Genomic DNA, 12,803 nt, shown 5'->3' with positions numbered 1-12,803 from the left:
CACCCAAGCAATGAAATAACTCTGCAACGAAGCTGGCCAATTTGGTGCCAGACAATGTGCAGAGATCGCTGCCCCAACCCTAAATTAATGTTAGCCTGCCTGCTTATTACATATCGTTGAGTTGCTCCATGCTTCAACTTAGGCCCATGCTATTAACCTTTTTAGCTCTTATTGCTTTTGCTGGTAACTCATTACTGTGCCGTGCGGCGCTGGCGAACACTCAGATTGATGCAGCGAGTTTTACCAGTATCAGGTTGCTATCAGGTGCAGTGGTGTTATGGATTTTACTGGCGCTGCGTCGCAGAGAACATTGTGAAGGCGGAAATTGGCTATCGGCATTAGCACTGTTTGTCTATGCGGCAGGGTTTTCGTTCGCTTATATCCAACTGAATACCGGGATAGGTGCGCTTATCCTGTTTGGCGCCGTGCAAACCAGTATGATAGCGTTTGGCTTGTGGCGCGGTGAACGTTTTACAACAGCGCAGTGGCTGGGTTTGTTACTGGCTTGCGCGGGGCTTGTAGGTTTGTTATTGCCGGGGGGGTCGGCTCCGCCATTATTGGGCGCTGTATTGATGCTGGCAGCAGGTGTGGCGTGGGGGATTTACTCGTTGCGCGGTAAAGGTGCCGTTGCTCCGCTTCAGGTAACTGCCGGTAACTTTATCCGCACTATACCAATGGCACTGCTGCTAAGCTTCGGCTTTGTAAGCCAGGCGTCATTAGACAGCGCGGGTGTTTACTTCGCATTAGTGTCAGGTGCCATAACCTCTGGTGTTGGCTATGCTATCTGGTACAGCGCTTTGCCGCTGATAAAAGCTACCACTGCTGCTACGGTGCAACTAAGTGTGCCCCTGCTGGCAGCAATGGGCGGGGTGTTGCTATTGCAAGAGCCATTAACACTGCGCTTGTTGCTAGCCTCGTTGGCGATTTTGGGCGGTATTGCCTTGGTCGTGTTGGCTGTGAACTGCACACCATTTTCGCGCAAGCGTTAATAAAAATCCCCGTCGAAGCAGGGATTTTGTTAAGTCATAAGGTTTTGCGACGATTTCAATACTTCGCTGCGACACCTTCAGCAGGCAAGGCACCTAAGATAAACTCGCGTAAATCGTCATTCGACTTTTTCAAATCTTCACGGCGCAGGTACATCATATGGCCGCTGCGGTAGCCTTTAAAGCTCAGTCTGTCTTTCATCTTGCCGCTGGGGTCTAACTGCCACATATTGTATTTACCATCGAAATAGTTAGTAGCGCCGTCATAGTAGCCTGACTGCGTTAATACCTTTAAGTAAGGGTTTTGTGCCATTGCCTGACGCAGGTTTTCACCGGTTTCATCTCCGCTTCTATCCCACGGGTGTACCGGGCCAAACATATTGTATTTAATGTCGGTTTTGTAGTTCAGCTCTTCACGCAGGTAGTAGTTAATCGCTGGGGTAAACGAGTGCAACCAAGAGGTAAGTTCAGCATTGTAGTCTGGGCGGTCGCCCGCATCGCGCTTATCAATCCCTAAGTAGCGAGAATCTAAACGGCCAACAGTCTGGCCGCGGTCACGTAACAGCTCTTTCCAGTAATAGTTAGTGGGGATATCCAGATTGTTCTGCAGCACAGCTTGCAAGGACAGGCCAGAGTAAGCAGCGACTTGCTGCGCAATGCGCTGTTTTTCTTCGTCACTGATGGCGTTACCTTTGGCCAGTGCTGGTAAGTACTGGTTTAAAGTAAACTGCTCTACTTCCGGTAGAATGTCATATAAATCTTTGTGCTGCAGTTCGTTATTTAGTTGTTTATGAAACCAGGCGGTGGCGGCAAAATATGGCAAACGATTGGCCGATTTTACCGGGCCTGCGCGTTCTATACCTAAATCAGTGGGTGATACTAAGACTACGCCGTTTAAGTACATCCATTGCTGGTTTTGCAGAGCCAGTGCCAAGCCGGACACACGAGTGGTGCCATAGCTTTCACCAATTAAAAACTTTGGCGACTGCCAGCGCTCATTGCGGCTAACAAAGGTATTAACCCATTCAGCCAGGTATTTAACGTCGGCGTTAACGCCAAAAAACATCTTTTGTTGCTGATCTTTTGACGGCATTTTTCCGTCTTCACCAGGCAGTATGCGCGAGTAGCCTGTGTTTACCGGATTCACAAACACAATATCTGCCACATCCAGCACCGAGTAGGGGTTTGTCTGCACACCGTAAGGTTGTACCGGATAACCTTCGTCATCAATGCGCAGCGTCTTAGGACCGGTATAGGCTACATGCATCCACACTGAGGCGGAACCGGGTCCACCATTAAACGAAATGAGCAAAGGGCGCTTACTGCGATCTTTAATATCACTGCGTTGATAATAAGTATAAAACAAGGTTGCGGTTGGCTTGCCTTCGTCATCCCATACTGGCTGTGTGCCGGTGGTGGCGCTATAGCTAAAACGCTTGCCGTTAACTTCGGTTTTATGCTCAGTGACTACGTTACTATCAATTTCTATCTGGCGCTCCGTTGCCGTAAGTGTTGTGCTGCACAACAGCATTAGTGCGGCAAATGTTTTAATTAGCTGCATAAGCTCCTCTGGTATCGTTAATTAAATTAAATTTCGTCTGTCCTGTGTAACGCAAAAACTGAATAATTTCAAAGCACATGAGACCAGCATACTAAAATACGCTGTTATATCCTGTATCGAAAGCGAGAAGCGAAACAAGTTAATAACGCGAATCGTTATCAGTATTATGTTGTTGAATTTAAACATAATTTTGTTTTTGTTGCTGTTTTGAGCTACACTTGATGGCATATTTTCGCGACATAGAAAAGGTAGCACGATGAAAGGCAATCCACAGGTACTGTCAAAACTTAATGAAGTGCTGACAGCTGAGTTAACCTCAATTAATCAGTACTTTCTACACGCCCGTATCTACAAAAATTGGGGCTTAAAGGCACTGAATGATGTGTGCTATAAGAAATCGATTAAAGACATGAAGCAAGCGGATGAGCTGATTGAGCGTATTTTAATGCTCGAAGGCCTGCCAAATTTGCAAGCCTTGGGCAAATTGCGCATTGGTGAAGATACACCTGAGATGCTGCAGTGCGACATGGACTTTCAGATTGAGCAATTACCCTTATTACGCAGCACTATCGCTTTGTGCGAAGTGGAGCAGGATTATGTTAGCCGCGACATACTAACCGAAATACTGGAATACGAAGAAGAACACTTAGATTGGCTGGAAACACAGCAGCATCAAATTAGCAGTATGGGGCTGGCGAACTATCTGCAAGCTCAGTTAGGGGGCGAATAAAGATGAAAGGTAATAAACACGTTATTGATGCATTAAATGTATTATTGGCGAATGAGCTGGCAGCAATGGACCAATATTTTATTCATTCCCGTATGTACCACGACTGGGGTTTGCATAAGCTGTTCGAGCGTATTGATCATGAATTTGACGATGAAAAAGGTCATGCCTCTGCTTTGATAGAGCGTATAATCTTTTTAGAAGGTACGCCGGATATGACCAAGCGTGATGCAATTCACGTTGGCCACGATGTACCAAGCATGCTGCAGAGTGATTTAAACGTTGAATACACCGTGCAAAAGCTGCTGAAAAAAACCATGGCGTTATGTGAGCAAGAACAGGACTATGTTACCCGTGCTATGCTGCAACAATTGTTGGATGATACCGAAGTTGATCACGCTCACTGGCTTGAGCAGCAACTGAATTTAATTAAACTGCTAGGCATTCAAAATTACCTGCAATCGCAGATGTAAGCCGTTATAGCCTTGTTGTGCCATTTTCGGTGCAGCAAGGCGCAACCAAGCACAGTTGTGCATTACCAAATAGACCCACCCAAATATAGGCTGGAAAGTGAGTATGACTTTATTAAGTTGTAACAACTGCCCCCACAACCGACACATTTCATTACAATACACCTAAGTCTCAGGCTAGCCGCAGACGCCAGTTTTCATTACATTGAACTTCACAAAAAGTAACAAAATTTCTAATGTGGTGGAAAATGAAAAAAATCTTTGTCATTAGTGCTGTGGCACTGGCCGTGTTAACCGGCTGTGCAGTGGATAAGCAATCTGCATTAACAGTAACAGCGGCACAGCAGCAAGTGCAGGGCCAGGTTGTCGCCAGCCCGAATGATACCCGTGCTTACAAAACACTGGTACTGCCAAATAAACTGGAAGTGATGCTGGTCTCTGATCCGGTGGCAGAAAAATCCGCTGCAGCCCTAAGTGTCGGTGTCGGCTTGCTGCATGACCCTATGAGCCAGCAAGGCATGGCGCACTACCTGGAGCATATGCTGTTTTTGGGCACAGAACGTTACCCGGATACCAACGAGTACAGTGCCTTTATGACGGCCAATGGCGGCGCACAAAATGCCTACACCTGGCTTGATATCACCAACTATATGTTCAAAGTAAACAACAACGCTTATGACGAAGCACTGGATCGCTTTTCAGACTTTTTCAAAGCGCCGAAACTGTACCCGGAATACACCGACAAAGAAAAAAATGCGGTAAATGCCGAGTGGTCAATGCGCCGCGAAATGGACTTTTTTGGCCAGTATAAACTGGCGCGGGAAATGATGGGCAGCCACCCGGCAAACCGCTTCCTGATTGGTAACCTGGAAACGTTGGGCGATAAAGAAAATAGCAAGTTGCACACTGAAACGGTGGGGTTTTATAACAAATACTATTCAGCCAATATTATGAAGGCAGTGCTGCTGAGTAACTTGCCAATTAATGAAATGGAGAAGCTGGCGCTCAAACATTTTAGCAGTATTGAGAATAAAAACATTGCCAAGCCTGAAGTTAAAGACAGCTTGGATTTCTCTACTGCCAGTGCCAAACGCATCCATTATGTCCCTAATCAGGACGTAAAACAGCTGAAACTGGATTTCACTATCCGCAATAACAGTGAACAGTTTGCCAGTAAACCGAATGAGTTTATTACCTATCTGCTGGGATCAGAAATGCCGGGCACGCCTGCTCAGCAACTTAAAGCGATGGGGTTAATTTCGCGCTTAAATGCTACTGCTTCACCGGACTTATACGGTAATTATGGTTCGCTCAGTATCGATCTCGAGCTGACCGACGCCGGTATGCAAAACCGCGAAGGTATTGTTGCCACTATTATGCAATATATCGATCTGGTGAAAAAACAGGGTGTTAACAGCAAATACTTCAGTGAAATTCAGACCAGCCTGAATAACCAATTCCGCTTTCTGGAAAAAGGTGACGAGTTTGGTTATGTGTCAAACCTGGCTGATGCCATGCAAAAGGTACCGTCACGTAACGCCATTAATGCACCTTTCTATTATCAGCAGTTTGATGCTAAGGCTGTGAATGATGTACTTGCACAATTAACGCCGTCACATCTGCGCGTGTGGTACATCAGTAAACAGGAACCGCATGACTCAGCTCTGCATTTCTATGATGGTAAATACAAAATTGCCGATATTAGTGCAGAAGAGCAGCAAAGCTGGCAGCAATCACCGCAGTTAGCACTGAACTTGCCGGCGGTAAACCGCATGTTGCCGCAAAACTTTGATTTAATTGCAGCTAAAGCGCAGGAAAAGCCGGAAGTCGTGCTTAAGGAAAATGGCGTATCGGCTTGGTTATACCCAAGCCAGTTATTTGCCAGCCAACCACGCGGCGTGGTTGAAATTTTCTTTAACACTGACGCGCCATTGAACGATATTAAAGCTAAGGTGCTGCTGGCACTGTGGGATGATTTATACAGCCTGCAACAAAGCGCGCTGGCCACTGAAGCCGATATCGCCGGTATGCAGCTGCGCCTGAGTACAGGTACCGGTCTGGCATTAACGGTTGGCGGCTTTACTGATAAACAGCCAGAGTTGCTTCAACAAGCGCTGGCGGGTTTACAGGTGAGCACTGATGCACAAAGCTTTGCTCAGGCCAAAGATCGCTATGTACGTGGCCTGCAGAACATGGGGAAACAGTTTCCGTTCCGTCAGGCATTTGCTGCCTATAGCGGTTTAGTGCGCAATGGTAACTATGAAATGTCAGACTTAATTGCTGCAGCACAAAGCCTGACTGAGCAGGATTTACTGCAATTTATGAATACCACACTTGGCAACAACCAGCTGCGTATTTTCGCCTTTGGTAACTACGATAATGCCGCTGTTGCTAAAATTGCCAGCGAAGTGACGCAGGCGCTGCCGAAAAAACGTACTGAATTAGCTTACAGCCGCACTAAGTACTGGCAGCCGGCAAAAGGTGAAACCCTGGTGCTGCAGCGTGATATAGATGTTGCTGATGTTGCACTGATCGATGCCCACATTCACCCACAGCCGAGTTATGCTCAATTGGCCCGTGCCACAGTGCTACGCAGCCACTTTAGTAATATCGCTTTTGATAAACTGCGTACCGAAGAGCAGTTAGCCTATGCGGTTGGTGGCACTTCAATGCAGCTGGAAGACTACGTAGGCTTTGCTATGTATATTCAGACGCCGGTAAAAAATGTCGTTGATATGCAGGCGCGGTTTGACAGCTTTAAACAGCAATATGCTGCTGAACTGGACAAGTTAAACGAAGAGGAATTTGCCAAACTGAAAGCCAGTACGCTGATCACGCTTAAAGAGCCTAAGAAGAACCTGCGCGAAGAGTTTGGCCCGTTTATCACCGACTGGTACCGTGAAAAGTTCAGTTTTGACAGCGAGCAACGTCTTATCGATGCCGTTGAACAAGTATCATTGGCAGATGTTAAAGCGTTTTACCGTGAAACCATGCTAAACAAGGACGCAGCACGTATCTCGGTGCAAATGCGCGGCACGTCGTTCCAGAACCAACCGTTTGCAGATATACCGGGCCAGAAAAAAATAACGGATATCGCCGCATTTCATAAAGAAATGAAAAAGCAGTAAGTCGCTTGTAACAAAAAAACGCAGCCTGGGCTGCGTTTTTTGTCTTTGTAGGCTGGGGAAATAACAGCCTGACTAAAAATAATTCGAGTAATCACTTTAAACAACTTGGTTGTATGTCGGTAATGGCCGTTATAACAGCAAGCAAGGTGATTACGCTGATACCCAGCATCACAACTTTTTCACTAATGGGAAATTAAAACAACCGGTTATACCGCTGGCCTTGTCTTGCCATCTTGTGTAATTAATGCGCAGTTGCAATCGAATTGATCTGGTCTATATTGTGGGTGGAGTTGTAACCAGTCACACGGAAGAGACGCAAAATAATAACACTTTGCTCACAAATATTGATGGGCAAAAGCAGATAAAAAGACGAGGACAACCCAATGAAAAAATCCATTATCTTACTCATAGCAGGCTTACTTAGCGGCGCAACGCAGGCTGAAGTAAGTGGCTACCCTGTTGTACTGGTACACGGTTTTCAACCTGATAATTTGGCCAGCCGGCCAACAGGTAACCAGGTCACCACAAATGGCGCAGAATACTGGGCACAATACTGGCGAGACCGCGCTGATGTGCGCATTGACTGGCCATCACAGGAACGTGTCGCCGGTAAAATTGCCAGTGATTATGTTTGGCCGAAATTACAACAAATGTCGCGAAATGGTACCTGTGCCAGTGGCTGTATTTTTGTTAGTCATTCTACGGGTGATTTAGTGACCCGCTATATTATCGACAACCAGGCATTGTGGCTGCAAAACGCCGGCCTGCAACCGCTAAATATTGTCGCCAGTTTTGATTTTGCTGGTGCCGGTGGTGGTGTAGAGCTTGCTGACTTAGCGGTTAATGTTGCCAGTGGAGGTGGCTTAATTGATGGAGCGCTGCGGTTAGCTATTTCACTATGGTTGGGACAAATTCCTTCGCCATCAAATATTGGTGTGTTAAATGATCTGCGGGTCAATAGCGCGCGACAACTGGCTGCATTCCCTGACGATCGTGTCCCTCGTTTACGTTTTGTCGGCGCGGGTTCAGACTTCCTGGGCGCAACAGGTGGCTTTTTACCCGGAGAGGACGATGGTGTAGTCGCCAGCCACTCCAGCTGCGGTGCTTCTTCGGTGGCTAGCTTTAACAGTTGTTCTCGCAGTGTTGCGATGGACGGTAAACTAGCCTCAGTAAGCGGCCCAAGTAGCTTTATGCCATATCACTATCCCATGTTAATGAGCGAAGGCTATAGCCACAGCGATATGATTAACAACAGCGCCAAAGATGAAATAACTGCAGCAAATAGCCGTGGCAGTTATCTTAATGGCGACACTCTGCAATTTAATACCTACGATGAGAAACGCGGCTGGTGGATTTTTAGCTCGAGATATCGTGTGGTAAGTAACTCAAATAACACCAGTATGTCCGCTTTAGTGTATCAGGCAGCGAACTAAACCGATATGAAGTGGATGTTTGTCACTGCAATTTCCCTGCTGGCGTTGCTGGCAGGGTATGTCTATTTTAGCGCTGAACCGGCAAAAAATGAGCCTGCGCAGCACCTTTTAACGACTAAAGTGTTGGAGCCAGAAACAAAGCAAGTAGCCAAAAAGTCAGAGCCTAAACCAGCACATATCGAAGTAACTGAAACCATACCGGAGCCCATAAGCCAAAGCTTTCAATTACTGGCGAAAGCGTATGCCAGTGATCTTGAAATGCCTGCATACTCGCAGCCATTAAGCGCGGACGATAAGCATCTGCTTGAGCCCAATGCTTATGTGCCACAAGCTGTGACATTAGAAGGCGGCGCCAGTGCCAGTATTGTGTTGTCACAATATCGCTATAGTTATCCGCAAGCCATTGATGTCAGGTTAGAGGTGCAGGGGTTAGCCGTGTCCGCAGTTACTGTGCAACTGCAAGCGGAGTCTGTTGGAAGCGAGGACATATTAGCAAATGACGCCATGCTGCAAAGCACCCAAGGCTGGACGGCACAGCTTGATGCAGAACCTGAATGGGATGGCCCGCTGCAGGTCAGTGTGACATTTCATGCCAATGGTAAACAACAAACATTAAAAACCGGCATAGTGTATAGCAACCCGGTTGCTACAATCACGGGGGTTGACGCTAGCCAAAGTGGCGGTAGTGACATGCTGATCCCAGTACAACTTGACGTAAAACAAGCGGGTTATTATCGGCTACGTGCTAATTTGTATACTGAAGACAACCAACCTATTGCTTTGTTGACGAACACGGAAAAGTTATCTGCCGGTACAACTGAAATTACGCTACGTGCATATAAAGCGGTATTAAAACATCAAAGTGGGCCCTATTTACTCGGAAGCTTTGTGCTAGAGCGCCGTCCCGCGATCCCTGGTGAAGCGACCCGTTATGGCGATAGTGACAAGCCCTTTTATCAACTGGAATATTTTGCTTTAGAGCAATTAACAGATGAGCCCTGGCAACCTGATGCCGCAGAGCAGCAGCGCTTGCAGTTTTTACAAAAAATGGCCGGGCAACAGTAACGGATATAGTTTTATGGCCGGTGTTTGGCCAGTTTTCGTTGCAGGGTGCGCCGGTGCATGCCCAGCAACTCTGCGGTGCGGCTGATATTACCGTTTTGCTCGGACAGCACGCGGTTAATATGCTCCCATTCCAGTTGATCAGGTGATAGCACTGCGGCTGTGTCTTGCATAGTGTGGGTAATGGCTTGAGATTCACTACGAATGGCCTGTTCCAATTGCAACAAATCGACCGGTTTGGTCAGATAATCATCGGCGCCCAGCTTTACCGCCTGCACCGCATTGGCAATACTGGCATAGCCGGTTAGCAACACAATACGGCAAGCTGGTAGCGCCTGGCGCAGCGGCGAAATAAAGCTTAAGCCTGACTGGCTGGCAAAGCGTAAATCTAATAAATAGGTATCAGCTTGCTGTGCAGTTAGCTGATCTGTAGTAACGGCCTCTGCAAAGCTGACTACGGTAAAACCGCGTTGGCTAAAGCGGCGCGACAGCGCATTAAGCAGCGCGATATCATCATCCACTATGACCAGCTTCATGCGGCAGGCTCCGTGTGCGGGCGCGGCATCGTAATCAGTGTTAAGGTGCCGTTGCCAGCATTTTGCCGGCGCACACTACCGCTTAAGCGCTCAATCGACATATTGGCAAGAAACTGACCTATGCCTAAGCCTTGCTCACTTTGCTGCGGCAGTTTACCCAGTTCAGCAAGCCGGCTATCAGATAGGCCTTCGCCAAAATCGCGTACCTGCAGGCTTAAACCGCTGCTGTCCAGGCTTAGTTGCAGCTCTAGCTGATTACTGTTGTTAGCCAGGCTAGCGTCAGCCGCGTTATCGAGAATGTTTAGTAGCGCTGCTGTAAAACCTTGACTATCAGCCAGGCTAAAATCTTCTGCATGTAAATTACGTTGAATGCCAAGACAGATTTCCGGCCGGCTGTTAAGCCAGCGGGTAACCGCCTGCTCGATTTGCTGGCATAGCGGTGCGGTGCTGTTCTCTTCACGTAGACTGCCTGCATCGCTACGCAGTTGCTGTACTATCTGTTGACAGCGCTGTAGTTGCTGCTTTAACTCCTGAACTGCTGGCTCTGTCGTGTCCAGTTCATCGGCTAGCAGCTGTATAGTTTGTATAGGACTGGCTAAATCATGCGCCGCATTGGCAGCAAAGGTGGCTAAGGCCAGTATTTGCTCGTTACGAATTTGCTGTTGTTGTAACTCGCTGATCTTTCTTGATTTTACCCGGTTTAATTCAGCCTGAGCGCTGATAAACCAGCTAATTAGCAAGGCAGATATGGTGAAGGCCCACCACATTTGCTGCATATGCTGGCTAAAGCCGTCGCTGTTATGCTGCGCATGCATGCCATGGCCCGTGTGGCTGGCATGGGCGGCTTGCTCCGCGGTTTGCGTCAGCAACGTATCGATATCCGGAATATGTAAATCGCCCACTTGCAATAGCATGCTATAGCCAGCAATGGCCAGCAGAGCAATAAAATAACAGCTGCGTCCGGGCAGCATTACTGCGGCCACCGCCACCGGTAACAACAGCATAGCCACCAGGCCATTGCTAACGCCGCCGCTTAAGGTCAGTAAACAGGTGAGCAGCAGAATATCCAGCGTGCAGCACAGTAGGTAAATTACCTTTAACGGCATTTTACTGGCTGCCAGCCAGTAAGGCAGTAAATTGGTGCAAATATGGGTTAACAGTAACAAGCCTAGCAGGGGCCAGGAGCTTACCGGGTAATGTAGCAGCCAGCCAGCGGAAAGGGCGATAGTTGCAAACCCGAGCAGGCCCCAGCGAAACTGCACAAAGTGTTTAAGCTGATGTTGCTCAGAAAGTTCAGTGGCAATAATAAGTTGTCTGGCCATAGCGAAGCACTACCTGCTACGAAAAAATACGGCTGCCAGGCAGCCGTTTGCAAAATGTCAGAAGAGACTAAACCATTGCAGCGGTAATGTCATTCTGAGTGTGTTAAGTGTAACGCCAACAGCAGCTTATGTCGCTGCGGCAAATTGTCGCAGTACTTTAGCCAAGCTATTTACGCCGCAAGCGCATGGCGAAGCCCAGGACTGCCATTAGCAGCACTAACAGCATTATGCCAACCACCACCATGTCGCGGCCTTCACGGCCGAGCAGCGGTTGCAAAACGCCCCATTTATGCACAAATGAAAAACTGTAACGTTCAAACCGGCTGGCTTGGCTTTGCTGCTCGATTAACTGGCCGCTAACGGCATCGACAAACAGCCGGCCACCGGGATAGTCAAACTGCCATACCGGCAGGCGTTTATTGCGAAAATCATAATCAGGGCCGAAACGGCTAATCAGCGTTTGATTAGTCAGTTTATCTTCAGTTAAACCGGTAAAATTTTGTGCTAGCAGGCGGGCGTATTGCGTATCGTCCAACGCCGGTGCCGCTGGGTTTAGCGCTAAAAACTGCGCGCCTTGCTCACTTTGCTGGCCGCTAAAGCGGCTATGGCGGTCGGCCTGTAGCTGGGGGTTAAATTCGGACAAACGCCAGTACCAGTTGCCAGCGGCCTGCACCAGGCTGGCGCTGTTGTACAGGGTGTTGTTATCCAGCCGTTGGGTTAGGCTCAGGCTGGTTGGCAGCGGCCTAGCTGCGGGCAGGGTTAAGCCGGCATTGGTGGCGGCAATTTGCTTGTAGCTAAAGTGGTAAATACCGGTAAGCAGATACAACAGCACCGGCAGGGCCAGCATCCAGGACAGCACATAGTGCCAGCGGCGCAGGCCACGGCGGCGCGCGCTAAAGGGCAGTTTCAGCAACAGCCAGATGCCGCTCAGTACCAGCAACAGTGCGCTGCCAAGCAGCACTGTCATCAGCAGCACCTTTAACAGCGGTGTGCTATCCAGCCACTGCCAGCTATGCAGCTGGCGAAACACCGCCTGCACTGCGGTTTTATATGGGTTGGTAATGCCGGCCATACTCAGGCTTTCGGTATGAATATACAGGCTTAAACCGTTCTGATAATCGACCTGATACACCGGCAACAGCCGATTCACCGACGGATAAGCATTGTTAAAGCGGGTCAGCAAGGTTGTGCTGCTAACCTGCTCTGCCGGTAAGCCGCTGTAATGGCTGGCCAACCAGATAGCGACGTCCTGATCGCTTGCCGGTGCACTGCCGTCCAGTGTCAGATACTGCCGCTCTACACTCAGGCTGTTGGTCAATTGCAGTAATACCTTGTCCTTATAGGGCAACAGCTTAACCAAAGCCTGTGGCGGCAGTGCAGTGTTGTTTAGCTGCTGCATCGCCTGTTGTAAGGTTGCGCCGTCCAGCTGCAGTGCCGGCGGGCGCATGGTGACGGCTTGCGGCCCGGTCCAGCTCATCAGCGGGTGGGTGATACCGGTTAAGGCAAAAATCAGCAGGGTGGCGCCACCCAGCCAGAGCAGCAAGCGGTGCCATTTTACTAAGGTGAAGGTTTTCATGC

The 12,803-nt window shown here is 48.5% G+C and carries 10 protein-coding genes; 6 read left to right on the top strand and 4 right to left on the bottom strand.

Annotated elements, in window-relative coordinates; translation table 11 throughout:
• Window positions 1–128: 128 nt before the first annotated feature.
• Entirely contained in the window at window positions 129–989 is an 861-nt protein-coding gene (locus H595_RS22200) for a DMT family transporter (RefSeq protein ID WP_051219857.1), read from the top strand.
• Window positions 990–1,044: 55 nt separating this feature from the next.
• On the opposite strand, the gene H595_RS0111785 is transcribed toward H595_RS22200, so the two are convergent.
• A complete protein-coding gene (locus H595_RS0111785) occupies window positions 1,045–2,547 on the bottom strand; it encodes a S10 family peptidase (protein WP_027671403.1) in 1,503 nt (500 codons plus the stop codon).
• 256 nt (window positions 2,548–2,803) lie between these two features.
• On the opposite strand from H595_RS0111785, the gene bfr (H595_RS0111780) reads away from it, so the two are divergent.
• The 5 genes from bfr (H595_RS0111780) (at window position 2,804) to H595_RS0111760 (ending at window position 9,370) form a co-directional block, all read left to right on the top strand.
• Window positions 2,804–3,277 (top strand): bacterioferritin, encoded by a 474-nt coding sequence (gene bfr / locus H595_RS0111780; protein ID WP_027671402.1) that lies wholly within the window; start codon window positions 2,804–2,806, stop codon window positions 3,275–3,277.
• A gap of 2 nt (window positions 3,278–3,279) precedes the next feature.
• Entirely contained in the window at window positions 3,280–3,747 is a 468-nt protein-coding gene (gene bfr / locus H595_RS0111775) for a bacterioferritin (RefSeq protein ID WP_027671401.1), read from the top strand.
• A gap of 245 nt (window positions 3,748–3,992) precedes the next feature.
• Entirely contained in the window at window positions 3,993–6,872 is a 2,880-nt protein-coding gene (locus H595_RS0111770; protein ID WP_027671400.1) for an insulinase family protein, read from the top strand.
• A 383-nt stretch (window positions 6,873–7,255) separates the two neighbouring features.
• Window positions 7,256–8,305, top strand: a complete 1,050-nt coding sequence (locus H595_RS0111765) for a hypothetical protein (protein ID WP_027671399.1) — start codon at window positions 7,256–7,258, stop codon at window positions 8,303–8,305.
• A gap of 6 nt (window positions 8,306–8,311) precedes the next feature.
• On the top strand, window positions 8,312–9,370 hold the full coding sequence (locus H595_RS0111760; protein WP_027671398.1) for a DUF4785 family immunoglobulin-like domain-containing protein: 1,059 nt from the start codon (window positions 8,312–8,314) through the stop codon (window positions 9,368–9,370).
• Window positions 9,371–9,381: 11 nt separating this feature from the next.
• Here the strand turns inward: H595_RS0111760 and H595_RS0111755 are convergent, their stop codons facing one another.
• From H595_RS0111755 to H595_RS0111745, 3 genes are all read right to left on the bottom strand, one after another.
• On the bottom strand, window positions 9,382–9,903 hold the full coding sequence (locus H595_RS0111755; RefSeq protein ID WP_027671397.1) for a response regulator transcription factor: 522 nt from the start codon (window positions 9,901–9,903) through the stop codon (window positions 9,382–9,384).
• A complete protein-coding gene (locus H595_RS0111750; protein ID WP_027671396.1) occupies window positions 9,900–11,225 on the bottom strand; it encodes an ATP-binding protein in 1,326 nt (441 codons plus the stop codon). Before H595_RS0111750 ends, H595_RS0111755 begins: the two co-directional genes overlap by 4 nt.
• Before the next feature lie 166 nt (window positions 11,226–11,391).
• Window positions 11,392–12,801, bottom strand: coding sequence for a PepSY domain-containing protein (locus H595_RS0111745; protein WP_027671395.1), 1,410 nt, complete (start codon window positions 12,799–12,801; stop codon window positions 11,392–11,394).
• Between the last annotated feature and the right edge of the window lie 2 nt (window positions 12,802–12,803).

It is taken from the genome of Rheinheimera baltica DSM 14885, from assembly GCF_000425345.1.
Lineage (GTDB): Bacteria > Pseudomonadota > Gammaproteobacteria > Enterobacterales > Alteromonadaceae > Alishewanella > Alishewanella baltica.
Note: the sequence above shows the minus strand (reverse complement) of the source record. Positions and strands in the feature narration are given on the sequence as shown.